The organism is Lentibacter sp., assembly GCF_965658795.1.
Lineage (GTDB): Bacteria > Pseudomonadota > Alphaproteobacteria > Rhodobacterales > Rhodobacteraceae > Lentibacter.
The window spans coordinates 185,766-211,442 of record NZ_CBFHTG010000003.1; the positions used below are offsets into that span (position 1 = coordinate 185,766).

Consider the following 25,677-nt stretch of genomic DNA (forward strand, 5'->3'; position numbering starts at 1 on the left):
CGTTTTAAAAGGAGAGGCAATTGGGCAAGAGCAACGACACCGAGGGCTATATTCTGGCGCCAGATCCAGAGGCTGTGCGCCTGACACGCAAGGTGACGGGGCGTGACCAGAACGGAGAGCAGACCGAGATCAACGTGGTGGAAGAGCGGCCCCTGACGATCTTTCTGAACGCGCGCGAGATTGTCACGGCGATGACGATTGGCGACTACCCCGAGTATCTGGCGCTCGGCTTTCTGCGCAATCAGGGCATGATCACCGAGGCTGATAAGGTTCTGGGCGTAGACTATGATGAAGAGTCGGACGCTGTTGTTGTGCGCACCGACCAGCGCACGCGCTTTGAGGACAAGCTTGAGAAAAAGACGCGCACCTCCGGCTGTGCGGTGGGCACTGTGTTTGGCGATATGATGGAAGGGCTGGAGGGGTTGAGCCTGCCTGCAAGTGCTGTGAACCTCTCTGATCTTTATGCGCTGAGCGCCAAGATCAACCGCACGCCCTCTATCTATCTGAGCGCAGGCGCGATCCATGGGACGGTGCTTTGCGAGGGCGCGCGCCCGCTCGTTTACATGGAGGATGTGGGGCGGCACAACGCGGTTGATAAAGTCGCTGGCTGGATGCTGAGCGAGGGCGTGAGCGCTGAGGGCAAGCTGCTCTACACCACGGGGCGGCTGACCAGCGAAATGGTGATCAAGACCGCGCTTATGGGGATCCCTGCGCTTGTGTCGCGCTCGGGCTTTACCGCTTGGGGCGTTGAAATTGCGCGCCAAGTGGGGCTGACGCTGGTGGGGCGAATGCGCGGCCAGCGCTTTGTCTGCCTGTCGGGCGAGGAGCGGCTTGTCTGGGATATGGACCCTGCGACTGTGCCGGATGAGCCAAAGAAAAGCTCACGGAAGGGTGCATCATGACACAGCCAGCGGGTGTGATACTGGCGGGTGGCCTCGCCACGCGTATGGGCGGTGGCGACAAATGCCTTTTGCCTTTGAAGGGCGTGCCGATGCTTGAGAGCATCGTGGCGCGGCTTGCCCCGCAAGTTGGGGCGATGGCGCTGAATGCCAATGGCGATGCCGCGCGCTTTGCAAGCTTTGATCTGCCTGTGATTGCGGACAGTGTGGCTGGCTTTGCCGGGCCGCTGGCAGGTGTGTTGGCGGGCCTCGACTGGGCCGCGAGCCAAGGGCATGCGAGCATTGTGACGGTTGCGGGGGACACGCCGTTTTTTCCAGACGATCTGGTCGCGCGGCTGACGGCGGAAGCCGAGGGGATGGCCGCGCCGCTTGTTCTGGCGCGCACGCCTGATGGCCGCCAGCCCACGTTTGGCCTCTGGCCTGTGGCGCTGCGCGACGATCTGCGCGCAGCCCTTGAGGGTGGCTTGCGCAAGGTTGTGCTCTGGACCGACCAGCACGGTGGGCGCATGGCGGAGTTTGCTGATGCTGAAGCGTTTTTCAACATCAACACACCAGAAGACAAAGACAGAGCAGAGGCGATGCTATGAGAATATACGGGGTTGTCGGCTGGAAGAACGCGGGCAAGACAGGGCTTATGGAGCGGCTGGTGCGCGAAATCACATCGCGGGGCATTAGCGTTTCGACGGTAAAGCACGCCCACCATGCCTTTGACGTGGATCACGAAGGGAAGGACAGCTACCGCCACCGCATTGCTGGCGCCAATGAGGTGGTGCTTGCCTCGCGCAAGCGCGTGGCTATTATGCAGGAGATGCGCGGGGCCGAAGAGCCAAGCCTTGATGCGCTCCTGGCACGGCTCTCGCCTGTCGATCTGGTTTTGATCGAGGGCTACAAACGCGATGCGCACCCAAAGGTGGAGGCCTTTCGCGCCGAGACGGGCAACCCGCTCATCGGGCAGGACGACGCGACAGTGCGCGCGGTGGCTTCTGACACGCCGCTGGCGTTTGACCGCCCCGTCTTTGACCTCAATGACACGAAGGCGGTGGCTAATTTTATCTTGGGCGAAGTGGGGCTGGGATGAGCCTGTTTGACAGGGTCATCATGGTAGATTGGTCTGGTGGGCTAGACCGTGGGCCAAGCCCCAAGAAAGATGCCATCTGGGCCTGTATTGCGGGGCAAGTGCCTGTTTATTTGCGCAACCGTCAGGTGGCAGAAGCGTGGATTGCAGAGCAGATCGAGGCCTGCGCGGGGCGGGTTTTTGTCGGGTTTGATTTTCCGTTTGGCTACCCGCTGGGCTTTGCCGAGGCGCTAACAGGGCGGGATGATCCGCTCGCTGTTTGGGCTTGGTTTGCAGCGCACGTGGAAGATACGCCAAAGGCCAACAACCGCTTTGATCTGGCTGGTGCAGTCAACGCGCGCTTTGCCGGCGTGGGGCCGTTTTGGGGCAATGGGCTGGCCCGCGATATTGAGAATTTGCCGCGCAAAGGGCTGGCGCGCGCTGGCCACGGGATGCTTGAGACGCGGCTGGCGGAAGAACGGGCCAAAGGCGCGTTTACTTGCTGGCAACTGTCTGGCGCTGGCTCTGTTGGGTCGCAAGCCATTATGGGGCTCCCCGTTTTGGCGCGGCTTCGCGCAAGGTTTGCAGCCGTTGCCTGGCCGTTTGAACCCTGGCAGGATGCGCGGGTCGTGTTGGGAGAGGTCTGGCCTTCGCTGATTGCGAAGCAGGTGGCGGCAGAGCAGCGGGATGGCGAGATCAAAGACGCGGCGCAGGTGCGCGTTTTGGCGCGGCAGGTGGCGGGCTTGTCTGACACCGCTTTGAGCGCCATGTTAAACGAGACCCCGCCGCGCGCTTTGCGCGAGGGCTGGATTTTGGGCCTTGGACAGGAGGATGCACTTTGCACGCCACGTTGAAACCACCGCCCTTGCGGGACGATTGCTTTGCGTTGCCTGCGGGTGTGGACTGGACGCCCGTCGATGTGGCGCTGGATGGGCTGCGCCAACGTCTGCACTGTGTTGTGGCAGAAGAGACGCTGGCTTTGAGCGCGGCTTTGGGGCGCATTCTGGCAAAAGATGTTGTGGCTGCGCGCGCCAACCCGCCTGAGCCGAATGCGGCGGTGGATGGCTACGGCTTTGCCTTTGCGGCTTTGGGGGCGGGTGATCAGACTTTGCCGCTTGTTGAGGGGCGCGCGGCGGCGGGTGTGCCTTTGGGCCATCCGGTTCCGTATGGATCAGCTGTGCGCATCCTGACAGGAGCGGCGCTGCCCGAGGGCGTAGATACGGTTATTCTGGAAGAAGATGTAAACGCCTCACCCGAGGCAATCGCCTTTCGCGAGGGGGTGAAGCCCTATGCCAACACGCGCAAGGCGGGCGAGGACAAGGCTGCTGGTGACGCAATCTTGCGCGCAGGGCAGCGGCTGGGCGCGGCCGATTTGGCGCTTGCTGCGGCCACGGGGCTTGGGGCTTTGCCCGTGTTTGAGCGCCTGCGTGTGGGGGTGCTTTCCACAGGGGATGAGCTTGTCGAGCCGGGCGAGGCGGCGCGCGCGGGGCAGATATATGATGCCAATCGCGTGATGCTTCTGGCGCTGCTGTCCGATATGGGCTTTGCGCCCGTGGATTTGGGCCGTGTGGGCGATGCGCGCGAGGCTTTGCGCGCGCGCCTTGATGCCGCCGCCATGGAGGCGGATGTGATCCTGACTTCGGGGGGTGCGTCTAACGGTGATGAAGACCATGTCTCAGCCCTGTTGCGTGAGGCGGGTGCCATGCAGGAGTGGCGCATTGCGGTGAAGCCGGGCCGTCCGCTTGCACTGGGCATGTGGCAGGGAACACCTGTCTTTGGTCTGCCGGGCAACCCTGTGGCGGCGCTGGTTTGCACGCTTGTCTTTGCGCGCCCTGCGATGGGTGTTTTGGCGGGGCGGGGGTGGAGCGCGCCGCAGGGCTATGCGCTGCCTGCCGCCTTTGAAAAACGCAAAAAAGCAGGGCGGCGAGAATACCTGAGAGCGCGGGTACGCGAGGGGCAGGTGGAGGTGTTTGCCTCGGAAGGGTCGGGGCGCATTAGCGGGCTGAGCTGGGCTGAAGGCCTTGTCGAGCTGCCAGACGGTGCGGTGGATGTCGCGCGCGGCGACAGGGTGCGCTTTGTGCCTTATGGCAGCTTTTTGTAAGGCTTCAGGCCGCTTACCCTTTTGATGCGAACCGATAGGACCCACACCAAAAGCCTATTGGCAAATTTCGCGCAAAGTGGCCAAACCCCGCAAGGTGACGCAAGGTTATGTGCGCGCGCTTTTCGTTGTGTGCGGCGGTGTCTTATGGCTAACATAAATAAAAAAGCAGCACTTGTGCGCACAAGTATGTTGTTCGGGGAGGAACAATGAAGCAAACGCAACGTCCGTGGACGGCCTTTTATGGCCCGTCTGTCCGAAAGGAAATCGACCACGCAGATTATCGCACCGTCGGTGAGATGGTCAGCGCTGTGGCGCATCTTTATGCCAGCAAGGTTGCCTTTACGGCCTGTTTGCCCAACGGGATGAACGGCTCTTTGACGTTTGCCCAAGTGGACGAAATGTCGGATGCGCTTGCAGTCTATTTGCGCGAGACGGCGGGTCTGAGCAAGGGGGACCGCGTGGCGCTTCAGGTGCCGAACGGGCTGTCTTTTCCTGTGGCGGCATTTGCCATTCTGAAGGCGGGTTGCGTGCTTGTGAACGTGAACCCGCTTTACACAGCGGAAGAAATGGCACGCCAGTTTGCAGATGCGTCACCGCAAGCGCTGATTGTGGTGGATATGTTTTCTGACAAGCTCACCGAGGCGCTGCAGGGGCATCCTATCCCCAATATTATCATCACGCAGGTGGCGGAGTTTTTCCCTGCTATGCCGCGCGGGATCGTGCGACTGGTGCAAAAGCATTGGGACCGCACGCTTGCGCCCATCGAGCTGGCGCATATCCGTTTGCCCGAGGCCATCGAGGCCGGGCGGCGCCAACGCCGCGACGAGAGCATTGCTGTTGAGGAATATCGCGCTGACGTGGGGCCGGATGACATCGCCTGTTTGCAGTATACGGGCGGGACAACCGGTGTTTCCAAGGGGGCGATGCTGACGCACGAAAACCTGATGATGAACATGGAGCAGACCATGGAAATGATCTCGGGTGTGGAGAAGGGCAAAGAAGTCGCTCTGACGGCGCTGCCGCTGTATCATATCTTTGCCTTCACGGTGAATTTGCTCGGGTTTTACTATTTGGGGGCACGCAACATTCTGATCCCCAATCCGCGCCCGCTCGCAAACCTCAAGCGTGCGTTTGAAAACTATCCGATCACCTGGATGAGCGGTGTGAACACGCTGTTTAACGGGCTGAGCAACGAGATATGGTTTCTGGACTCACCGCCCAAGCATCTCAAATTTGCCTCGGCAGGTGGTATGGCCTTGCAAAGCTCGGTCGCTGCGCGCTGGGAAGAGGTGACGGGCAAGCCTGTGCTGGAAGGCTACGGGCTGACGGAATCTTCTCCTGTGATCACCTTCAATCCGCTGGGCAAAACACGGCCCAATTCTATCGGAATTCCTGTGCCGTCGACCGAACTGCGCTGTGTGGATGAGGCAGGCAACGAGGTGCCTCAGGGCCAGCCTGGCGAGCTGGCAGCGCGTGGCCCCCAGATTATGAAGGGCTATTGGCAGAAGCCTGAAGAGACGGCCAAGACAATGCTGGATGACTGGCTTTTGACGGGCGACATCGGTGTGATGGATGCCGACGGGTATTTTGCGGTTGTTGACCGTAAGAAAGACCTTGTTCTGGTGTCGGGCTTCAATGTCTACCCCAACGAGATCGAAGATTGCCTTGCAGCACACCCCGGTATTCTGGAGGCGGCGGTGATTGGTGTGCCTGATGGTGCTTCAGGCGAGGCTGTGAAGGCCTTTGTTGTGGCGAGTGACAGAACGCTGACGCAGGCCGAAATCCGTATCTACTGCAAAGAGCATCTGACGGCTTACAAAGTGCCCAAAACGGTCGAGTTCCGTGAGGAGCTGCCAAAATCAAATGTTGGGAAAATTCTGCGCAAGGATTTGCGCAGCGAAGAAATAGCTCTGCGCACCGCCGCATCCGAGAGCTGAACAGAGACAGGGTTTCAACATGGTTGGACAATTTGAACAGGCACTGCTGGCGCTCATGATCTTTGTGATCATGCTGGGCATGGGCGCTTCACTGACCCCGCGCGACTTTGTGCTGGCGCTCAAGCGGCCCTACGGGCTGATGATCGGGGTGATCTCTCAATACGGGTTTATGCCGTTTATCGGCTTTTTGCTGGCGCTGACGCTGCCTGTGTCTGATCCGATCAAGATCGGGATTTTGATCATGTCTTGTATGCCCGGTGGCACGACATCCAATATTTTCACCTATTTCTCCAAGGGCAATCTGGCGCTCTCTGTTTTGATGACGGTGACATCAACAATCTTCGGGGTGATCCTTATTCCGGTTGTGCTGGTGGTCTATGCGGGCGCGCTTGATGTGGATATCCCGCGCGAGAATATCATTGCGACGCTGGTCTTGTTGCTTGTGCCTGTCGCCATCGGGATGCTCTTGCGCAAGTTCAACGCCAATGTCGGCGCTGTGACCGAGTTTATGGGCTCGGTGCTGGCTGTGTTTTTCATCGTCTTTCTCATTGTCTCATGGATTCCGCGCAACTTTGCCTTCCTGATGGAAACCAGCTGGGCAACCTATGTGGCTTCTCTCGCCATCGGGGTGATCGGGATCAGCGTGGGCTATCTTTTTGCCAAGACGCTGAAGCTGCACCCGCGCAATGCGCGCACGGTCGGGTTGGAAACAGGGATCCAGAACGGGCCACTGGCGATTGCGATTATCGCCTTTACCTTCACGGGGGCCGAGCAACAGGCGATCAACGCTGTGCCTGTGCTTTATTCGCTGTTCATTGTGATCGTCTCGACATTGGTCACGCTCTACTTCCGCCGTGCCAATACCGCAGCGGAGCAGAAGATGCCTGACGGGCTGCTCTGACAGAGCAGCGACTTCATTGAAAACGCGCGCACCACTGATGTGATGCGCGCGTTTTTGTATGGAGCTGGTTTTGTCGGAAACAGGCTTAGTCGAAAACGCCGGCAACGCGACCCAAGAGCATAAAGGCGCGCGCTGTGCGGGTGCCTGCCAGCTCTGATATCTCGGTGTCGCTGGCCTCGGCTTCAAACTGCACAAAGCTCTTGTCAAAGCGGCGCAGGAAGTGGTGCACCGCGTCGCGGAAGATCGGGTCTTCGCGCATACGGCCCGATGTGAGCGCCAGTGAAGAACGGTCGCGCACACCGCCCAAAGCGGCAATTTCGCGGCCTCGTATGCCTTGGGCAAACTGGCGCCAGATCTCGGGGCGGGCCATGTCCGGGCGCAGATCGTCCATATAGATGCCGTCTTGGCTGAGCAGCGTCAGCACGTCTTGAGCGGCCTGAACAAGCCCTGCCACAGCGCGGTCTTTGAGCGCGCGGCGCAGGGCGTTGAAGCCCTCGGTGTCTTCGGCTGTTTCCGGGAAGTTGATGGCGCGGATAAACTCGTCACGGCCGATCGAGGGGGCCATGTCTTCGGCAGATGTGCCAAGCGGCAGTGCTGTCTGCGCTTCGGACTGTGGCTCGGGCGCAAGGGCTTGGGGGCGTGTGCTGCGCGCATCGCGGCTGGAGGTGAATGTGGCCAAGGCTGTCTCGGTCTTGCGCTGCGCGGCGGCGATTTCATCCAGCTTGCGCGCCACCGAAGGCTCGGCATTGATACGCCCGCCCTGGCTCTGAACGATATAGGCGTGGCGGATTGCGTCGATGGCGGACTGGAGACGCTGGCTTTCTTCGCGCATGATTTTGGAGGCGCGCGCAGCGGTTGCGGCGACCCAGATCATGCCCACGGGCATAAAGACGGCCAGCATGGTCATCATGAAGCGCAGCGTGCCGCCTGTCGTCTCTTCTGTTGAGGTCTCGGCGGGCAAGGTCAGAAAGAAAATCACAGCCCCCAGAAGCCAGACCACAGAGAGGCTCAGCGCGATGATCTCGATCGAGGTGATCTTCTCGGCGGCTTGGCGATCATAGATGCCAAGGGGCGTGGGGCGTGTTTCTTGGGGGTCTGACATGGGGGTGCTCACGCTTTCAGACGAAGTTGATTTTCAGGATTTCATAGCTCTTTTCGCCGCCCGGTGTGCGGACTTCGACGCTATCGCCCTCTTCCTTGCCAATCAGCGCGCGTGCGATTGGTGAGTTGATGTTGAGCATTCCTTTTTCGATGTTGGCCTCATATTCGCCCACGATGCGCCAGATCTTCTCTTCGTCGGTGTCTTCATCAACCAACGTGACAGTTGCGCCGAACTTTACCGCCCCCGAAAGCTTGGTCGGGTCGATCACATCGGCGCGGCTGAGCACAGCTTCAAGCTCCTGAATGCGGCCTTCGATAAAGCCCTGCTTCTCGCGGGCAGAGTGGTACTCGGCGTTTTCTTTCAAGTCACCCAGCTCGCGTGCTTCGGCGATGGCCGAGATCACTGCGGGGCGCTCAACCGTCTTGAGGTTTTTCAATTCTGCTTCCAGCGCGGCATGGCCTGCGCGTGTCATTGGAAATTTGTCCATTGCACTGCCTTTAAGTCTTTTGGCGCGTCTCGCGCGCTTTGGTGTTTGTTACGGTACCGAGGTTGTCGCCACTCTGTCCCACACATGGGCTGTCTTGCAATAGTGTAAAGGGGCAAGTGCATCAATGGGCGGAATTTTGAGAGAGCTTTCTCTGTTGGCGTTGATGCCTGAAAGCTTGCAAGCTCAGGCCCAACTCGCGCCACATTGTTTTGCTTTTTGGCTGTGAACCGAGACCAGAAGGGCAAGGCATGGCCGAGCATCAGACATTCTTTTTGCGCTATTGTTTGCGCTTTACGTTGTTTGCCGTGGTATTCGGCTTTGTCATCAGGGGTTATTCCTTTGCTTATCTGCCTGCGTTCTTGGCGGGCAACCTCTCGATTGGCGAGATGATGGTGACAGGCACAACAGGGCTGTTTGTGGTGCCTATCTGCCTTGGCTATCTGCTCTACAACCGCCTCAAGAGCCTTGAGATCGTCTCGGTTCTGTTTGGCTCAGCGCTTTTGTGCAGCTCGTTTCTGATCATCAAGACGACCATTCCGATGATGATGCCGTTCTGGGCGGACCCGATGCTGGCCGCTTGGGACCGTGCGCTTTTTGGTGGCGTGGACGGCTATGTCTGGAGCCACCAGTTTGCACAGTACATGACTGCCGAGACGGCGATGCTGTTTTATATCCCGATCTGGGCTGTTTCGATGCTGGTGTTTCCTGCGGTTGTTGTTGTGTTTGAAACCGATGTGGCCCGTAAGGTGCGCTACCTGAAGATCTATTTTTACAGCTGGCTTGTGCTCGGTCTCGGGCTGGCCACGGTGATGAGCTCGGCCGGGCCGATCTATCACGACAGGCTTCTGGGCGCGGATGTCTTTGCGGCTTTGCCTGCAAGCCTTGCGACTGTCGGCTTTGAGGGGTCAAGCGTGCGGATGTTGCAAGAAGGCCTGTGGCAGGCCTATCAGGCCGATGGTGGCCAGCAGCTGCGTGGCAGTGGCATCTCGGCCTTTCCTTCAATGCATGTTGCGATGGCGACGCTTTGGGCTTGCTACCTTACAGAACGTAGCAAGTGGCTTGCGCCACTCGGGTTGGGCTATGCGGCTGTGATCCTGTTTTTGTCGGTTTTCACAGGATGGCACTATGCGGTCGACGGAATTTTCTCGGCGGGTGCGATAAGCGCGGTTTGTGCGGCTCCTGCGCTTATGGGTCGCATGAGCAGGTTTGGGCAAAGCCCTGCGCGCTCAAAGCTGCACAAAACACTTGCGTGACGCGGCGAAATTTTCTGCAAAAGCGAAGAAAAGCCGCGGCTGTGATTGACGCCCTTGTGTGAAGCCATGTAATTCTTTTGAAATTTTGTTACCCAAACGCGCAAGAGGGAAGAAGAACATGTCCGACGTTGTCCGCGAGACTATGGAATATGATGTCGTTATTGTGGGTGCGGGGCCTGCGGGCCTTTCGGCTGCGATCCGTCTCAAACAGCTTGATCCTGATCTTGATGTTGTGGTGCTGGAAAAAGGCTCCGAGGTGGGTGCACACATCCTCTCGGGCGCTGTGCTTGACCCTTGCGGGCTGGACAAGCTGATCCCTGATTGGAAAGCCAAAGGCGCGCCGCTCAATGTGCCTGTGAAAGACGATAACTTCTATATGCTGGGCGAAGCGGGCGAAATCCGTATCCCCAACTTCCCGATGCCGCCGCTGATGAACAACCACGGCAACTACATTGTCTCGATGGGCAATGTCTGCCGCTGGATGGCGCAGCAGGCCGAAGAGCTGGGTGTCGAGATTTTCCCTGGCATGGCCTGTAGCGAGCTTGTTTACGAGGGTGACCGAATCAAAGGTGTTGTTGCGGGTGTTTTCGGGCTTGAGGCCGATGGAAGCCTTGGCCCCAACAGCGAGCCGGGTATGGAGCTGCATGGCAAGTATGTGTTCCTTTCCGAAGGTGTGCGCGGCAGCCTCGCCAAGGAAGTGATCGCCAAATACAACCTGTCTGATGGTCACGAACCGCAGAAGTTTGGTCTTGGGATGAAAGAGATCTGGGAGATTGACCCTGAGAAGCACCGCGAAGGTAGCGTGACCCACACGATGGGCTGGCCACTCAACAGCAACGCGGGCGGCGGGTCGTTTATCTACCACCTCGAGAACAATCAGGTTTATGTCGGATTTGTGGTGCATCTCAACTACAAGAACCCGCATCTTTACCCCTACATGGAGTTCCAGCGCTTCAAGCATCATCCGATGGTGGCCGAGCTGCTCAAGGGCGGCAAGCGTGTGGCTTATGGCGCGCGCGCGATCAGCGAGGGCGGCTATCAGTCGATGCCCAAGATGGTTGCGCCCGGTGTGGCGATGCTGGGCTGCTCGGTGGGGATGGTCAACGTGCCGCGCATCAAGGGCAACCACAACGCGATGCTTTCGGGCATGGCCGCAGCCGAGGCCGCGCATGAGGCGATCAAGGCTGGCCGCGCGGGTGACGAACTGAGCGCCTACGAGGCCGAAGTGCGCGCTGGTGCGATTGGCAAAGACCTGAAGAAAGTGCGCAACGTGAAGCCGATGTGGTCCAAGTGGGGCTTGCTGCCATCACTCGTACTTGGCGGACTTGATATGTGGACAAACACGCTTGGCTTCTCGCTCTTTGGTACGATGAAGCACGGCAAGAACGACGCGGACTCAACAGAGCCGGCGGCAGCGCACAAAGAGATCGACTATCCCAAGCCTGACGGAACGCTGAGCTTTGACCGCCTCACCAATGTGAGCTTCTCCATGACCAACCATGAAGAAAGCCAGCCAGCGCACCTCAAGCTCAAGGATGCGAGCATTCCTGTGGGTGTGAATCTTGTGAAATATGCAGGCCCATCGGCGCGCTACTGCCCTGCGGGTGTCTATGAGTTTGTCGAGAAAGACGGCGAGCAGCAGTTTGTGATCAACTTCCAGAACTGTGTGCACTGCAAGACCTGCGATATCAAAGACCCGAGCCAGAATATCAACTGGACGACGCCACAAGGCGGGGACGGGCCGAACTACCCTAATATGTAAGAGAGAGGGCGGGGGATGACCCCGCCCTTTTCATTTCTAGGGCTCAAAGCCTAAACCAGAGGTATAAGCTTCTATATCTCTGGGCCGAAAACCTTGGATTAGACTTTTGGGCTAATAGGATTTCAGTGCAGGGTGGTCATGTTGAGGGGGCAAGAGCGAGACGCGTCTTGCTAATCTCTGATTTGAAAAGGACGAGTAACATGATCCGTAAGTTTATCCTCCCCGCTGTTTTGATGAGCGCTTTGGCGGCACCTGCTTTTGCGAGCGACTATGGCTCGAGCGGCTCCGTAGAGCTGAATGAAGAAAACCGCGCCAAAATCAACTCGATGCTGACTGAGCAAGGCTATGAAGTGGCCAAGATCAAGCTCGACGATGGCAAGTATGAAGCCTATGCGCGCAAGGACGGCGAACGCTACGAAATCTATCTTGATGCTGGCTTCAAGATTATGAAAATCGAGCGCGACGATTGATCGGCTTGAAGGGCGCGCAAGTGGTGCGCCCTTCGCTAACCTTTGAGGTGAACTATGAAGCGCATATTTGTTTGGGACATCGCTGTGCGCAGCTTTCATTGGCTGCTTGTGATCGCTTTTGCGGCCAATGCACTTGTCATTGATGATGACAGCAAGCTGCACAATCAGGTCGGTTATGTTGTTTTGACGCTGGTGCTTTTGCGCATTGTCTGGGGCTTTTTAGGCCGTGGCTATGCGCGGTTTGCCAGCTTTCCGCCAAGCGTGAGCGGAGCAAAGCAGCAGCTCACCGAGATTGCCACGCAGCGAAGCCACGGCCATGTCGGCCATTCGCCGCTTGGCGCGCTGATGATTTACAACCTCATCGGCTCGCTTCTGGTGCTCTGCCTGTCGGGCTACCTGATGACGACCGATATGTTCTGGGGCACGGAATGGACCGAAGAGCTGCACGAGCTTGCGGCGATCTGGACAGAGGCATCTGTCGTCCTTCATATTCTGGCTGTGATATACGAAAGCAAGCGCACGGGCGTAAACCTCATGCGGGCCATGGTCACAGGCTACAAAGACATGCCTGACAGGTAGGCGGGGGCTTATGATGCGACTGAACAAAACGCCCAATATGCCGTTCTGGCTGACGCTTTTGATGGGCGTTCAGTTTTTCTGTGCGGTGTTTTTCGTTGGTGATGTGATTGCCGACTATCGCGCGATGGGGGTCTTTGGCGGCGGGTTCCATCTTTGGGTGGAAATCTTTGCAGCGGGAAGCCTCATGGCAACGATTGGCTTTGAGGCATGGCTTTTGCTCTCGATCTTGCGGCGCGAAGCGCATCTGGAAGACAGGTTGCGCGGGGCAAGTGCCGCTGTCTATGAGGTAATTGATTCCGAGTTTGAGGCGTGGAAGCTGTCGCCTGCTGAGATGGATGTGGCGACGTTTCTGGTCAAGGGGCTTGATATCGCTGAAATCGCTCGTGTGCGTGGCTCGGCAGAAGGTACAATCAAGGCACATCTCAACGCGATCTATCGCAAATCAGGTACGCATGGCCGTGGCGAGCTTCTGAGCGTGTTGATTGATGCTCTGCTTGGGCACACACGGCATCTGGACTAGTCCGTTTTGTTGCCGATGTGTGTGTTGCGCGCGCCTTCACCTTGCTTTTACGGGCGTCATGTTTACTCTGGACATCAACAGCCAGAAACAGAGGGCGTCAGGGATGAATATGGGTTTCAAGCGGGTGGCCGGACTGGCCGCTCTCGGTATGGCGCTGGCATTGCCAGTGCCATTGGCCGCTGACGGGTTTTCGGGCGCCTACCTTGCGGCACGGCAAGCCCAGTATTCTAACGATTATGAAGCCGCTGCGCGCTACTTCACCATCGCGCTGACGCGGGATGTGGGCAATCTGGAACTGATGGACGAGTTGATCCTTGCGCAGGTGGCGCTGGGGCAATTTGACCGCGCAGGGATTGTGGCGCGCAAGCTTGAGGCTGACGGGCACAAGAGCCAGATCGGCCAGATGGCGCTGGCTGCCCTTGAGGGGGCAGATGAGGACTATGCGGCGCTTATTCTGCGTGTCGATGAGGCGCGTCTTATGGGCGATCTTGTTGACGGGCTTGTGAAAGCCTGGGCCCTTGTCGGGACAGGCGATATGAGCGCGGCACTGGCCGAATTTGGCGCGGTGTCCGAGGCCAGTGGCACGCGGGCGTTCGGCCTTTACCACAAGGCTATGGCGCTGGCGCTGGTCGGTGACCTTGAGAGTGCAGAGGCTTTGTTTGGCTCCGGGCAGCCTGGTTCGATCATGCAGTCGCGCCGTGGTGTGTTGACCCATGTGCAAATCCTCAGCCAACTGGGCCGTGGCGCGGCCGCGCTAGAGCTTCTCAAGGCGCGCTTTGGAGAGACGCAAGACCCTGAAATCGCCCAAATGCGCGATGCTCTTGAGGCCGGGTCTGCTCTGCGCTTTGATGTTATCACAAGTCCGCGTGACGGGCTGGCAGAAGTGTTTTTCACCATAGCGGGCGCTTTGGCAGGCGAGCCACGCGGCACTGACACGCTTTTGTTTGCGCGCGTGGCGCAGCAGATGCGCCCCGATCTTGTCGATGCGAGTTTGCTACTGGCGCAGCTCTTGGAAGACCAAGGCCAATATGATGCTGCCGTGGCGGCGTATCGCTCTGTCCCCAATAGCCACCCCGCGTTTCATGTGGCCGAGTTGGGCCGTGCCGAGACCCTGCGCCAAGCTGGCAAGGTTGATGCGGCAATCGAGGTGATGCAGCAGCTTACAAAAAGCCATGCCAACTTGCCTGTTGTGCACAGTGCGATGGGAGATTTGCTGCGCGGTGAAGACCGCTTTGAAGAGGCTGTTGAGGCCTATGACCGCTCGCTCGCCCTTTGGGAGGGCCGCGAAAGCACAGATTGGCGGACGTATTACACACGTGGCATTGCCCATGAGCGGCTTGACAACTGGCCTCAAGCCGAGGCCGACTTTCGCGCGGCACTGGCCATTAGCCCGGGTGAGCCGAATGTGCTCAACTACCTTGGCTATTCGCTTGTCGAGAAGCATCTGAAGCTCGATGAGGCGCTTGCGATGATCGAGCAGGCAGTCGCGGCGCGCCCTCAGAGCGGCTACATCATCGACAGTCTGGGCTGGGCCTTGTTCCGCCTTGGGCGCTTTGACGAAGCTGTGCCACATATGGAGCGGGCGGCAGAGCTTATGTCGATTGACCCTGTGGTGAACGACCACTTGGGGGATGTGTATTGGGCAGTGGGGCGCAAGCTTGAAGCAGAGTTTCAGTGGAAGCGGGCCTTGTCGTTTATCGACCATGGTGAAGTCAGCCAAGATGCCGACCCCGACCGCATTCGCCGCAAGCTTGAGGTCGGGCTTGACCGTGTGCTTGAGGACGAGGGCGCAAAGCCGCTTGAGCTTGTGAATGACGACAGCTGATGTGGCGAAGGCCTTTGCGCCTGCCAAGATTAACCTCGCCTTGCATGTGACGGGGCAGCGGGCAGATGGGTATCATCTGCTCGAAAGCCTTGTTGCCTTTGCCAATGTTGGGGATCAGCTGACCGCGCGGCTTGCGACAAGCCCCAGTCTGAGGGTGCAGGGGCCACTGGCGGCTGGCGTGCCGACGGGGCCAGAAAACCTTGTGCTCAAGGCGGCGGCCTGGGCAGGCCACGGGGCGTCTTTCGAGCTTGAGAAAAACCTGCCGGCTGCGGCTGGTATTGGCGGGGGCTCGTCAGATGCTGCGGCGGCCTTGCGTGCGCTTGAGGCGCTGACGGGGCAACCTTGCGACACGGCGCGTCTGGCCGAGCTGGGGGCTGATGTGCCTGTCTGCTATTTTGGCCGTGCCTGCCTGATGCGCGGTGTGGGGGAGCAGGTAGAGGCGGCGGCTTTACCGCCCGTGGCAGCTGTCCTGGCCAACCCGCGTGTGGAGGTGGCCACGCCTCGGGTGTTTGGCCAGCTGACGCGCAAAGACAACGGCCCTTTGCCGCCGTTGCCCGAGCTTGGCGATGTTGATGGGCTTGTGGCCTATCTTGCTGACAAGACCCGCAATGACCTTGAGACACCTGCGCTGGCACTTGCACCAGTGATCGGTGAGGTGCTGGACCGCCTCTGGGCCTTGGACGGCGCGCGGCTGGCGCGCATGTCAGGCTCTGGCGCCACTTGTTTCGCTCTGTTTGACGACTTTGGTGCAGCCGACCGCGCGGCAGCCACGCTTCAGGCGCAGCGCCCTGACTGGTGGGTGAGCGCCGTTTGGCTCAGTTGAGAGAATTTTGGCGCAGAGCTTGCAACCTTTTGTTGAAAGGTTACGTTCAGGATGCAGAGAGGATTCGCATCATGCCAAAGCTCATCAAGCTCTATATCGTAAACGTCATCATCGGCTTTGCCCTTGCAGGGCTGTTTGTGGGCATGTTGCTGTGGTTTAACATTGCCAACCTCTGGCACCTTGTGAGCACCTCTGACAAAGGCCTGTTGGCTGTGGTCGTGCTTTGGGTGTCAAACGGCGTTATCTTTGCCGGTGTGCAATTCGGGATCGCCGTGATGCGCATGAAAGATGACGACGACGATGAGCCACGCGGTGGTACCCGCGCTCCGAGCCATGTGCATCTGGCGGAGCCGGTGCCTGTGCGCGTGACGCCAAAGCGCCAGCCGCAACAGTCGCGCCGGTACTGAAGGCCAAGCTTAACTCTACCAGAAGAAAGTGGTGACGGAACCACCGCAGCCGTTGGGTTATCTCATTCCCGAGGACCTGTATGTACAGGTGGGTGTCAGGTAACATGGCCAGGGCCATGACAGAGCCAACTCCCTCGGAATTGCTTAAGGCCACCGGAATGCAACCGTAAAACGAGAAGGGCAGAAGCCGTCTCACCCTACGTAGGGCTTGCCAGGTCTTTGCGCAAGTGGGTGTTTGTGTCATTTCGGGCTTGAAGCGCGTTCGCTTTTTGTTCAGTTTTGAGGCTATGGATGAAGCCCTCCCTCTGATGCAAGCTGGCCAGCTCTTGGCGCGCGGTGTGAGCCGCCATTTGTTGAGCCATAATTTCACATCTCTGGAAGAGTTCGTGCCCGAGCGCGGCAAGCGCGTGGATGTGATGGCGCTTGGCCCAAAGGGCGAAATCTGGGTGATTGAGTGCAAATCGAGCCGCGAAGACTTTATGGCCGATCACAAGTGGCAGGGCTATCTGGAGTGGTGTGACCGGTTTTTCTGGGCGGTCGATGATCAATTTCCGCTCGAGCTTTTGCCTGACGAGACGGGGCTTATCATGGCTGATGCCTATGGTGCCGAGGTGGTGCGTATGGGGCCTGAGAGCAAGCTTGCCCCCGCGCGGCGCAAGAAGATCACACTTAAGTTTGCCCGCGATGTCGCGCTGCGCCACCAGCGCTTGCGCGACCCGAGGCTCTGAGCTTTAGCCGCGAACAGATTTTGCAGCGGTGAGAATTTCTTCCGCAATCTCTTCGGCTTCTTCGGCCGTGAAATCCATCGGAATTTCGACGCCGCCAGCTTCAACAAAAATACGCACCATGCCCTGATCTGTCGGGCCGATCTGCATGTTTGCTTCGATGTCGCGTTCGGTGTTGATACCCATATCGGCTCTCCTTGATTGCGTATTCGAGCTAGCGAGTTTTGCTTTGCGATGCAAGCGGTGTGCAGGCTGGCTGCGGGCGCGTGTCTTTCAGGCCTGTGCGCAGCTGTGAAGTGGATCTGATTGAACAAAGCTGGAAAATTGAGCTTTAAGCCTCTTGCATTCGAAAGCGAGGGGCGCTAAATCGCCCTCAATGCCGCCTTAGCTCAGTTGGTTAGAGCACTGGTTTGTGGAACCAGGGGTCCCCCGTTCGAGCCGGGGAGGCGGTACCACTACTCCCCCGCAGAAACAGTGACCTCTTGCAGCAGCGTTGTGCCGTCGCGCGCAAAGATCAGGATGCGGTTGTCCTCTGTCACCACAGCGTACCAGTTTTCGCCTTGGGTATAGGCTTGGGCCTTGGTGCCTTGAGGCAATGTGATGCGCTCGGGCAAAGGCGGAAGATCCGCCTGCAAGCGGATGACAAGCAGGGAAATCAAGGTTACAAACCCGACAATCATTACCCCCGCGAGGGCGGTTACCAGAATTTTCAGGTAGCGCACGAGGCTTGGGTCAACTTCAACTTGCTCAAGACCTTCGGGGATATCACTCATGGCAGACGCCTCGCTTCAATTCTGGATCTCTGAAGATCCGCCTGCCCGCCTTGATAAGGCGCTTTCGCGCGATGTTCCAGTGGAAGCCAACCTTAGCCGTACCCGCCTTGCCAAGCTGATGGAGCAAGGCGCTGTGCGTGTGAACGGCGCTGTGGCCGAAAACCCCAAGGCCAAGGTGGCCGAGGGTGATCTGGTCGAGATTGCGCTGGTGGCGGCCCAGGAGAGCCATATTCTGCCGCAAGAGATTGCGCTTGAGGTTGTCTATGAAGACGAGGCGCTGATCGTCATCAACAAACCTGCGGGGATGGTTGTACACCCTGCACCCGGCACGCCTGATGGCACGCTTGTGAACGCGCTCATGCACCACTGCGGTGAGTCGCTTTCAGGTGTGGGCGGTGTTGCGCGCCCCGGGATTGTGCACCGCATCGACAAAGACACGAGCGGGCTTTTGGTGGTGGCCAAGTCCGACGCGGCCCACCACGGGCTTGCGGCCCAGTTTGAGAAACACACGGTTGAGCGCCACTACCGCGCAATTGTCTATGGGGTGCCCGATGCCTCCGATCCACGTTTGCGCGGCACGCGCGGCGTGAGCTTTGAGCAGGGCGGTGTTATGAAGATTTCGACACAGCTTGCCCGCCACAAGCACGACCGCCAGCGGCAGGCCGTCTTTTTTACGGGCGGTCGTCATGCTGTGACGCGGGCGTATGTGGTCGAAAGCTACGGCACGCCTGAGAGTTTGGCGCTGGTGGATTGCTGGCTTGAAACAGGTCGCACCCACCAGATCCGCGTGCACATGGCACATGCGGGCCACGGGCTCGTGGGCGACCCTGTTTATGGCGGCAAGCGCAAGCTGAGCGAAAAGGCCTTTGGCGCAGGCGCTATTTCTGCTGTGAAGGGGTTCAAGCGGCAGGCGCTTCACGCTGCAAGCCTCGGGTTTGAGCATCCTGTCAGTGGCGAAATGATGCGCTTTGAGGCCGAGCTGCCCGAAGATATGGCGTATCTGGCCAAAACACTGTCGGGCGGCACATAAGCCGTTTTTGCGCCCCTGTCATATTGATCCCAATTGCGTGAACCTGCGTAACATAAGTAGTAACTTGATGAGTGACGCTTAGGTTGGGGTCAAGCGCGGTTGGCATTGAAAAGATGACGGACTGCACCCACATAGATGTTAAGCCCTATTACATTAAAGGGAGGGGACAGACGATGAGCAATTACAAGAACCTGCCAGCACCAACACCAGAGGGCGGTCTCAACCGCTATATGCAAGAGATCCGCAAGTTTCCTCTGCTGGAGCCTGAAGAAGAATATATGCTCGCCAAACGCTGGGTTGAGCAGGAAGACACCGAAGCGGCCCACCGTATGGTGACCTCGCATTTGCGCCTCGCGGCCAAGATAGCAATGGGCTACCGTGGCTACGGCCTGCCGCAAGCCGAGGTGATTTCAGAAGCCAACGTGGGCCTGATGCAAGCGGTGAAGCGGTTTGATCCTGAAAAAGGCTTCCGTCTGGCAACCTACGCCATGTGGTGGATCCGCGCGAGCATTCAGGAATACATCCTGCGCTCCTGGAGCCTTGTGAAACTGGGCACAACCTCAGCGCAAAAGAAGCTCTTTTTCAATCTGCGCAAAGCCAAGGCGCGCATCGGTGCACTGGAAGAGGGCGACATGCGCCCCGAAAACGTCACCCGGATTGCAACCGACCTTGGCGTGACCGAAAAAGAAGTGATCTCGATGAACCGCCGTTTGTCAGGGGGGGATGCGTCTCTCAACGCCACGGTTGGCTCTGAGGGCGAGGGTACCATGCAATGGCAGGATTGGCTCGAGGATGAAGACGCTGACCAAGCGACAGACTATGAAGAGCGCGACGAGCTGACTGCGCGGCGCGAGCTTCTGGCCGAGGCGATGGATGTCCTCAACGAGCGGGAGAAAGATATTCTCACCCAGCGTCGCCTGAGCGAAGAGACGATTACACTTGAAGATCTCTCCAGCCAGTATGACGTGAGCCGTGAGCGTATTCGCCAGATCGAAGTGCGTGCCTTTGAAAAACTTCAGAAGCGCATGCGCGACCTTGCCAAAGACCGCGGGATGCTGGCCACAGCTTAAGCGTCTGTGATCTCTTGCTGCTTTCTTTTTGCCCCAAATATCCCTGGGGGAGTTTGAGGGGGACTGGTCCCCCTCATTTGGTCGGATTGCGCAAAGCGCAATCCGATATCAGTCCAAAGCGCGCCAGCCGATGTCCGAGCGGTAAAACCCGTCCTCCCAAGTGATCTGGCGGGTCATCTCATAGGCCAGCCTGTGCGCGTCCTTCAGGGTTTCGGCGCGGGCCGTTACAGCCAGAACCCGTCCGCCAACTGCGGTGATCTCGTCGCCTTTGAGCGCGGTTCCTGCATGAAAGACCATTTGTGTGCTGCTTTGTGGCAACGCCTCCAGCCCCTTGATCACGGTGCCTTTTTCATAGGCCGCAGGGTAGCCCTTCGCGGCCATCACAACCGTCAGCGCATGGTCGTCAGCCCAATGCACCCTGGCGTCTGCCAGGCGGCTTTCTGCCGCGGCCTGGATGTGGTCAAAGGCCTGTGCGCCAAGGCGCATCATCAGCACCTGACACTCGGGGTCGCCAAAGCGGGCGTTATATTCCACAAGGCGCGGCTGGCCGTCTTTGATCATCAACCCGACAAAAAGAACCCCTTGGTAGGGCGTGCCACGGCGGGCCATTTCGCGCAGGGTGGGGCGCACGATTTCGTCCATGGTTTTGGCGACAATATCATCGCTCATCACAGGTGCAGGCGAATAGGCGCCCATGCCGCCGGTGTTGGGGCCGGTGTCGCCTTCCCCCACGCGTTTGTGGTCTTGGGCTGTCCCGAGCGGCAGCGCCTCTTCGCCATCACAGAGCACAAAGAAGCTCGCCTCTTCGCCCTCCATGAATTCTTCCACAACCACCTCGGCACCCGCCGCGCCGAGGCTGCCGCCGAACATATCGTCAACGGCTGCGAGGGCTTCCTCCAGAGTCATGGCCACAACCACACCTTTGCCCGCAGCCAGCCCGTCAGCCTTGATGACGATGGGGGCACCTTGGGCCTCGACATAGGCGCGCGCGGGGGCGTGTTCGGTGAAATGGGCATAGGCTGCTGTTGGCGCGCCCGAGGCGTCGCAAATCTCTTTGGTGAAGGCCTTTGAGGCCTCAAGCTGGGCCGCTGCCTGGCTTGGCCCGAAGGTCAGCAAGCCCGCGGCGCGCAGCGCATCTGAGACGCCTGCCGCCAAGGGGGCTTCCGGCCCGATGATGACAAAGTCGATCTGCTCGGTGCGGGCAAAGGCAACAACCGCTTCACCAGAATTGACATCAAGGTCGACGCAGGTCGCGAGCGTGGCGATCCCAGCGTTTCCGGGGGCGACAAAGAGTTTGTCACACTTGGGGTTTTGCGCCGTGGCCCAGGCAAGAGCGTGTTCGCGCCCGCCACTTCCAAGAATAAGGATGTTCATCTGGCAACTCCTGCTTGGCCTTCGTTGGCGAGCGTTCTAAGCTGGTGTGCAAAGAGATACAAGCGAGGCAAGATGTCGGACCTGATTGATGACGGAACAGAAGTGGGTAATGCGCCCGAATTCTCGGTTTCGGAGATTTCAAACGCCATCAAGCGGGTGATTGAGGGTGAATTTAGCCATGTGCGGATTCGCGGTGAGGTGGGCCGTGTTAGCCGCCCCCGCTCGGGGCATCTTTATCTTGATCTGAAAGACGACAAATCTGTCATCAACGGGATCATCTGGAAAGGCGTGGCCACGCGCCTTCAGGTTCAGCCTGAAGAGGGTATGGAAGTGATCGCCGTGGGGCGCATGACAACGTTTGCAGGCCAGTCGCGTTACCAGATCATCATTGAAGAGATCAGGCCCGCTGGCGTTGGCGCGCTTATGGCGATGCTCGAAAAGCGCAAGCAGATGCTGGCGGCAGAAGGTTTGTTTGCGCCGGAGCGCAAGCGCCCCTTGCCTTATTTGCCTGAGGTGATTGGCGTTGTAACGTCGCCCTCGGGCGCTGTTATTCGCGATATTTTGCACCGCTTGCGCGACAGGTTCCCGCGCAAGGTTCTGGTTTGGCCTGTTGCTGTGCAGGGTGAGAAGTGCGCCCCCGAAGTGGCGCGCGCCATTGCGGGCTTTAACGCCCTCACGCCCGGAGGGGCTTTGCCGCGACCTGATCTGATCATCGTGGCGCGGGGCGGTGGCTCTGTTGAAGACCTTTGGGGTTTTAACGAAGAGGTGGTGGCGCGGGCCGTTGCGGCCTCGCAAATTCCGCTGGTTTCGGCCGTGGGCCATGAGACAGACACGACGCTGATTGACTTTGTGTCTGACAGGCGGGCTCCGACGCCGACGGCGGCTGCAGAGCTGGCTGTGCCTGTGCGCCTTGAGCTTCTGGCTTGGGTCAACGAACAGGGCGCGCGGATGAGCCATGCGCTGTCTGGCGGGGTGCGCCAGCGTGGGCAGCGGTTGCGCGATCTTGCGCGCGCGATGCCACGGATAGAAAGCCTTTTGGAGGCCCCGCGCCAGCGCCTTGATCGCACCAGTGACAGGTTGCCTGCTGCGCTTGTGCGGGGTGTGCAGCTGCGCCGCGTGGCGCTGTCTGATGCCTCGGGAAGCCTGCGCCCTTCGCTTCTGAACCGTTCTGTGCGCAGTGAGGCGCAGCGTTTGGGCGGGCTTGTCGCACGGCTGAAGTTGCGCGGGCTCGAGGAACGGGCGCGCCACCTTGAGAGCGTTTCGGCACGGCTGAACGCCGATGCGCTTGGGCGCGATGTGGCGCGTAAGCGGGTCGATCTTGCGCGGCTTTCGGAGCGGATGGCAGACACCGGCACGCGCCAGATCAGGGCGCTGTCCGAGCGGCTCGAAGCCACAGACCGGTTGCGCGAAACCTTGAGTTACAAGGCGACGCTTGAGCGCGGCTATGCTGTGGTGCGTGATGAAAACGGTGTCGTGACCACAAAATCTGCTGCCCAAAAGGCGACCACGCTTGAGGTGGAATTTGCCGATGGCCGCATGAGCCTGAACGGCAAGCCCAAGCGGGCGGGGGCTGCTGCAAAGCCAGCAGACCAAGGTTCGCTTTTTTAACGGCGCTTCATGTTCTGAATCCGACAGGTTCCGTCGCTCACGGGCAGGCGGCGGGCGGTGCTCAGCTGTTTGATCAGCCTGACAGAAAACAGGAGACAGAGATGGCACGGTCAGGACGTAAGGGGCGCGGTGGCGGACGAGCAGGGGCTGCCGAGCGGCGCGGAGCGGCTGTGATTGAGCAGATGCCATGGCGGATTCCCAAGAATATCGACAGGCCGACCGAGCCCCTGAACGAAGACGGTGTGCAGGCGATCCATGAAGGCGCGATGCGCATTCTGGAAGAGGTCGGGATCGAGATTCTGAATGCGGAAGCGCTGGAGATTTTCCGCGAGGCTGGTGCGACCATCACCGGCGAAAACGTGCGCGTGGGGCGCGACTGGTTGATGGAGATGATCGCGAAAGCGCCGAGCTCTTTCACCATCACGCCGCGCAATGAAGAGCGCGAAATCGTGATTGGCGATGGGCATATCGTCTTTGGCAACGTCTCTTCGCCGCCCTCCTACTGGACGATGGAAACGGGGCGCAAGATGACAGGCACGCGCGAGATGTGTGCCGATTTTATCAAGCTTAGCCAGTACTTTAACTGCATTCACTTCTGCGGCGGCTACCCTGTTGAGCCACAGGATATTCACGCCAGTATCCGCCACCTTGACGTGCTCTATGACAAGCTGACGCTCACAGACAAGGTTGTGCACACCTACTCGCTGGGCAAAGAGCGCGTGGAAGATGCGATGGAAATGGTGCGCATTGCGGGGGGGCTGACAGACGAGGAGTTTGAGGCCAAGCCGCGGATGTATACCAACATCAACTCGACCTCACCGCTCAAGCATGACGAGCCTATGCTGGATGGCTGGATGCGCCTTGCGCGGCGCAATCAGGGGCTGGTTGTGACGCCCTTTACCCTGGCTGGCGCAATGGCCCCTGTGACCATGTCGGGCGCGGTGGCGCAGAGCCTTGCCGAGGGGCTGATTGCGGTGGCTTTGGCCCAGTATATCAGGCCCGGAGCGTCTTGTGCGATCGGGACATTTACCTCCAATGTGGACATGAAATCAGGCGCACCCGCCTTTGGCACGCCCGAGTATATGCGCGCCACGCAGATGACAGGGCAGCTGGCGCGCTTTTACGGTTTGCCGATGCGCTCATCGGGCGTTTGCGCGGCCAATGTGCCTGACGGGCAGGCCACGTGGGAGACCTCCAACAGCCTCTGGGCGGCGGTGCAATCGGGGACAAATATGGTCTACCACGCGGCAGGCTGGCTTGAGGGCGGGCTGATCGCCAGCCCTGAAAAGTTCATCATGGATTGTGAAATTTTGCAGCAAATTCAGCGGTATATGGAGCCTCAGACCTTTGCGACAACGCCGGATGACATCGCCCTTGAGGCGATAGCCGAAGTGGGCGGGCAGGGGCATTTCTTTGGTTTGCAGCACACCCAAGACCGCTATGAAACGGCCTTCTACCAGCCCTTCCTGAGCGACTGGCGCAATTTTGAAGCCTGGGATGCGGCGGGAGCGGTCTGGACGCCTGAGCGTGCGCACCACCTCTACAAACGTATTGTCGAGAGCTTTGAGGCCCCCCCGATGGATGAGGCGATCCGCGAGGAGCTGGCCGCCTTTGTGGCCCGCCGCAAGGAAGAAGGCGGCGCGCCGACCGACTATTGAGGTAAAAGCTCATATTTTTCAAAAGACTAGAAAGCACGGGTGTGAGGATATCACGCCCGTGTTTTGCTTTGGTGTCGCCGCCGTTTTGAAGGGTTAACGCCCGAGACAGCGCCCGAAACAGGGGGGTGATATGCGTGCACAAAGCGTGCACCCCCCGTGCACCGCCTGATGGGACAAGGTGTTAACACCGATTAAGGAAACGGGGCGTTCGCAGGGGCGCATCGGTGCAGGCAGGACATTTGCACGGCCTGCAGCAAGGAGGGCTGTGCGCCCAATGTGGCCATTCATGACCTGTTGCGGCGAACGGCTGTTAAGAGTCCCGTGTCTTCGCGGGGCTCAGCCGTTTTCCTATTGGCAATCAGTGGCCGCTGTTTCTAATCGATGGCTCTGCGAAGTCTGATTTTGCGACAACGCTGTGTATTCAAAAACAATTTTTGCGCCTCGATCTGCCAAGTCTCGAAAGAGAGGATCAGAGCAAACATTTCGTTGCATAATCGGACTCATCAAAGGTTCGAACACTTCCGTACTTAGATCGGCAGAACTCCCCGTGAGGTAGTAGTTTAACAACAGTGTATTGCCATTTGCCGTCGCAGTCATAAGAGTGGTTTCACTACCTACAGGCTGCGGCGCATTTGCGTTCAAGATAGCAGCCTGAATCCGAACCGCGCGGCCAATGGGTAAATTTGCGACATTCACGAAGGCATTTCGGTTCGTGCTGTCCAAGACTATTCTGAAAAACGATCCAACAACAACAAGCGCAAAAGCAGCAACCGTGAATGCTAAAACTCTCCCCGTGAGCGCTACCTTCGTCCTCTGGTGAATACGCGTTCGGTCTTCGGGTTTTTTGAATATCAATACGAGGCAAACGATTGGGATCGCAGCCATGAAAGCGTTGCCCGTATCTCCATAGGCATCAAAAGCACGTCGCCGTGCCGCATAAGCCAGGAGCGCCATAAAAATTGCCGTCACTGCCAGAAAAACGATAGCAGCTGTATCTGCATCTTCTGCTGCTACCGACACGAATAGCGACGGTACTACGTTCAAAGCCAGGGTGGAAAGAAGATAAACAACACCAAAGCCAAACCTATTTAGAGGCTTCGGGCGTCCTGACACAGACTCAATTAGGAGAAGCGCAACAACAAAAAGTCCCGCAGCAATCAGAAAACTAGTAAAAAAATCGCTGGTTCCAAGAATAACAAATTCAGCCAACGCAAAGCCCTTTCGATACACATTCTCTTGTAACGCTCAGACTCGCACTGCTACAACACAAATCCAACCGATTTCTAATCGACTACGCCACCAGACGTTCCCATAGGCAA

General features: G+C 58.7%; 26 protein-coding genes and 1 tRNA gene. 21 read left to right on the top strand and 6 right to left on the bottom strand.

What is annotated here, in order from left to right; genetic code table 11:
* The first annotated feature begins 20 nt into the window (after positions 1–20).
* The 7 genes from ACTG3X_RS03550 to ACTG3X_RS03580 all read left to right on the top strand — a co-directional run bounded on the left by ACTG3X_RS03550 (position 21) and on the right by ACTG3X_RS03580 (position 6,892).
* A complete protein-coding gene (locus tag ACTG3X_RS03550; RefSeq protein WP_439109858.1) occupies positions 21–902 on the top strand; it encodes a formate dehydrogenase accessory sulfurtransferase FdhD in 882 nt (293 codons plus the stop codon).
* Positions 899–1,486: a molybdenum cofactor guanylyltransferase MobA gene (gene mobA, locus ACTG3X_RS03555; protein ID WP_439109859.1), complete on the top strand. Its 588-nt coding sequence runs from the start codon at positions 899–901 to the stop codon at positions 1,484–1,486. Before ACTG3X_RS03550 ends, mobA begins: the two co-directional genes overlap by 4 nt.
* A complete protein-coding gene (mobB, locus tag ACTG3X_RS03560; RefSeq protein WP_439109860.1) occupies positions 1,483–1,977 on the top strand; it encodes a molybdopterin-guanine dinucleotide biosynthesis protein B in 495 nt (164 codons plus the stop codon). Before mobA ends, mobB begins: the two co-directional genes overlap by 4 nt.
* Positions 1,974–2,807, top strand: a complete 834-nt coding sequence (locus tag ACTG3X_RS03565; RefSeq protein ID WP_439109861.1) for a molybdopterin guanine dinucleotide synthesis — start codon at positions 1,974–1,976, stop codon at positions 2,805–2,807. Before mobB ends, ACTG3X_RS03565 begins: the two co-directional genes overlap by 4 nt.
* Positions 2,792–4,054, top strand: coding sequence for a molybdenum cofactor synthesis domain-containing protein (locus ACTG3X_RS03570; RefSeq protein WP_439109862.1), 1,263 nt, complete (start codon positions 2,792–2,794; stop codon positions 4,052–4,054). Before ACTG3X_RS03565 ends, ACTG3X_RS03570 begins: the two co-directional genes overlap by 16 nt.
* 206 nt (positions 4,055–4,260) lie before the next feature.
* Entirely contained in the window at positions 4,261–5,991 is a 1,731-nt protein-coding gene (locus ACTG3X_RS03575) for an AMP-binding protein (RefSeq protein ID WP_439109863.1), read from the top strand.
* 19 nt (positions 5,992–6,010) lie between these two features.
* Positions 6,011–6,892 (top strand): bile acid:sodium symporter family protein, encoded by an 882-nt coding sequence (locus ACTG3X_RS03580; protein ID WP_439109864.1) that lies wholly within the window; start codon positions 6,011–6,013, stop codon positions 6,890–6,892.
* An 85-nt stretch (positions 6,893–6,977) separates the two neighbouring features.
* Here the strand turns inward: ACTG3X_RS03580 and ACTG3X_RS03585 are convergent, their stop codons facing one another.
* Both ACTG3X_RS03585 and greA read right to left on the bottom strand, forming a co-directional pair.
* Positions 6,978–7,994, bottom strand: a complete 1,017-nt coding sequence (locus ACTG3X_RS03585) for a hypothetical protein (protein WP_439109865.1) — start codon at positions 7,992–7,994, stop codon at positions 6,978–6,980.
* A gap of 16 nt (positions 7,995–8,010) precedes the next feature.
* Positions 8,011–8,481, bottom strand: coding sequence for a transcription elongation factor GreA (greA, locus tag ACTG3X_RS03590; RefSeq protein ID WP_439109866.1), 471 nt, complete (start codon positions 8,479–8,481; stop codon positions 8,011–8,013).
* A gap of 248 nt (positions 8,482–8,729) precedes the next feature.
* Between greA and ACTG3X_RS03595 the strand changes: the two genes are divergently transcribed.
* From ACTG3X_RS03595 to ACTG3X_RS03635, 9 genes are all read left to right on the top strand, one after another.
* Positions 8,730–9,734 (top strand): phosphatase PAP2 family protein, encoded by a 1,005-nt coding sequence (locus ACTG3X_RS03595; protein ID WP_439109867.1) that lies wholly within the window; start codon positions 8,730–8,732, stop codon positions 9,732–9,734.
* Positions 9,735–9,852: 118 nt separating this feature from the next.
* On the top strand, positions 9,853–11,496 hold the full coding sequence (locus ACTG3X_RS03600; RefSeq protein ID WP_439109868.1) for a 4Fe-4S dicluster domain-containing protein: 1,644 nt from the start codon (positions 9,853–9,855) through the stop codon (positions 11,494–11,496).
* Between the two features lie 200 nt (positions 11,497–11,696).
* Entirely contained in the window at positions 11,697–11,966 is a 270-nt protein-coding gene (locus tag ACTG3X_RS03605) for a PepSY domain-containing protein (RefSeq protein ID WP_424377645.1), read from the top strand.
* Between the two features lie 54 nt (positions 11,967–12,020).
* Entirely contained in the window at positions 12,021–12,545 is a 525-nt protein-coding gene (locus ACTG3X_RS03610) for a cytochrome b/b6 domain-containing protein (protein WP_439109869.1), read from the top strand.
* 13 nt (positions 12,546–12,558) lie between these two features.
* Positions 12,559–13,065: a helix-turn-helix transcriptional regulator gene (locus ACTG3X_RS03615; protein WP_439109870.1), complete on the top strand. Its 507-nt coding sequence runs from the start codon at positions 12,559–12,561 to the stop codon at positions 13,063–13,065.
* A gap of 103 nt (positions 13,066–13,168) precedes the next feature.
* Entirely contained in the window at positions 13,169–14,890 is a 1,722-nt protein-coding gene (locus tag ACTG3X_RS03620) for a tetratricopeptide repeat protein (RefSeq protein WP_439109871.1), read from the top strand.
* Positions 14,877–15,713, top strand: a complete 837-nt coding sequence (locus ACTG3X_RS03625) for a 4-(cytidine 5'-diphospho)-2-C-methyl-D-erythritol kinase (RefSeq protein WP_439109872.1) — start codon at positions 14,877–14,879, stop codon at positions 15,711–15,713. The genes ACTG3X_RS03620 and ACTG3X_RS03625 overlap by 14 nt, the downstream gene beginning before the upstream one ends.
* Before the next feature lie 71 nt (positions 15,714–15,784).
* Positions 15,785–16,120, top strand: coding sequence for a hypothetical protein (locus ACTG3X_RS03630; RefSeq protein WP_439109873.1), 336 nt, complete (start codon positions 15,785–15,787; stop codon positions 16,118–16,120).
* 287 nt (positions 16,121–16,407) lie between these two features.
* Positions 16,408–16,848, top strand: a complete 441-nt coding sequence (locus ACTG3X_RS03635) for an MmcB family DNA repair protein (protein ID WP_439109906.1) — start codon at positions 16,408–16,410, stop codon at positions 16,846–16,848.
* A 3-nt stretch (positions 16,849–16,851) separates the two neighbouring features.
* Here the strand turns inward: ACTG3X_RS03635 and ACTG3X_RS03640 are convergent, their stop codons facing one another.
* Positions 16,852–17,031 (bottom strand): DUF6324 family protein, encoded by a 180-nt coding sequence (locus ACTG3X_RS03640; protein ID WP_439109874.1) that lies wholly within the window; start codon positions 17,029–17,031, stop codon positions 16,852–16,854.
* Between the two features lie 192 nt (positions 17,032–17,223).
* Here ACTG3X_RS03640 and ACTG3X_RS03645 point away from each other — a divergent pair.
* A tRNA-His gene (locus tag ACTG3X_RS03645) sits at positions 17,224–17,300 on the top strand.
* On the opposite strand, the gene ACTG3X_RS03650 is transcribed toward ACTG3X_RS03645, so the two are convergent.
* On the bottom strand, positions 17,301–17,618 hold the full coding sequence (locus ACTG3X_RS03650; protein ID WP_439109875.1) for a DUF6476 family protein: 318 nt from the start codon (positions 17,616–17,618) through the stop codon (positions 17,301–17,303).
* Between ACTG3X_RS03650 and ACTG3X_RS03655 the strand changes: the two genes are divergently transcribed.
* Both ACTG3X_RS03655 and rpoH read left to right on the top strand, forming a co-directional pair.
* Positions 17,617–18,648 carry an RluA family pseudouridine synthase gene (locus ACTG3X_RS03655; RefSeq protein ID WP_439109876.1) on the top strand — a complete coding sequence of 344 codons (1,032 nt, stop codon included), beginning with the start codon at positions 17,617–17,619 and terminating at the stop codon, positions 18,646–18,648. The genes ACTG3X_RS03650 and ACTG3X_RS03655 overlap by 2 nt on opposite strands.
* Positions 18,649–18,821: 173 nt before the next feature.
* Entirely contained in the window at positions 18,822–19,718 is an 897-nt protein-coding gene (rpoH, locus tag ACTG3X_RS03660) for an RNA polymerase sigma factor RpoH (RefSeq protein WP_439109877.1), read from the top strand.
* A gap of 108 nt (positions 19,719–19,826) precedes the next feature.
* On the opposite strand, the gene purD is transcribed toward rpoH, so the two are convergent.
* On the bottom strand, positions 19,827–21,092 hold the full coding sequence (gene purD, locus ACTG3X_RS03665; protein ID WP_439109878.1) for a phosphoribosylamine--glycine ligase: 1,266 nt from the start codon (positions 21,090–21,092) through the stop codon (positions 19,827–19,829).
* Between the two features lie 72 nt (positions 21,093–21,164).
* Between purD and xseA the strand changes: the two genes are divergently transcribed.
* Both xseA and ACTG3X_RS03675 read left to right on the top strand, forming a co-directional pair.
* Positions 21,165–22,700, top strand: coding sequence for an exodeoxyribonuclease VII large subunit (gene xseA, locus ACTG3X_RS03670; protein ID WP_439109879.1), 1,536 nt, complete (start codon positions 21,165–21,167; stop codon positions 22,698–22,700).
* 101 nt (positions 22,701–22,801) lie between these two features.
* Complete coding sequence (locus ACTG3X_RS03675; RefSeq protein ID WP_439109880.1) at positions 22,802–24,358, top strand: trimethylamine methyltransferase family protein; 1,557 nt, start codon at positions 22,802–22,804, stop codon at positions 24,356–24,358.
* A 348-nt stretch (positions 24,359–24,706) separates the two neighbouring features.
* Here ACTG3X_RS03675 and ACTG3X_RS03680 read toward each other — a convergent pair whose 3' ends face one another.
* Positions 24,707–25,567, bottom strand: a complete 861-nt coding sequence (locus ACTG3X_RS03680) for a hypothetical protein (RefSeq protein WP_439109881.1) — start codon at positions 25,565–25,567, stop codon at positions 24,707–24,709.
* Between the last annotated feature and the right edge of the window lie 110 nt (positions 25,568–25,677).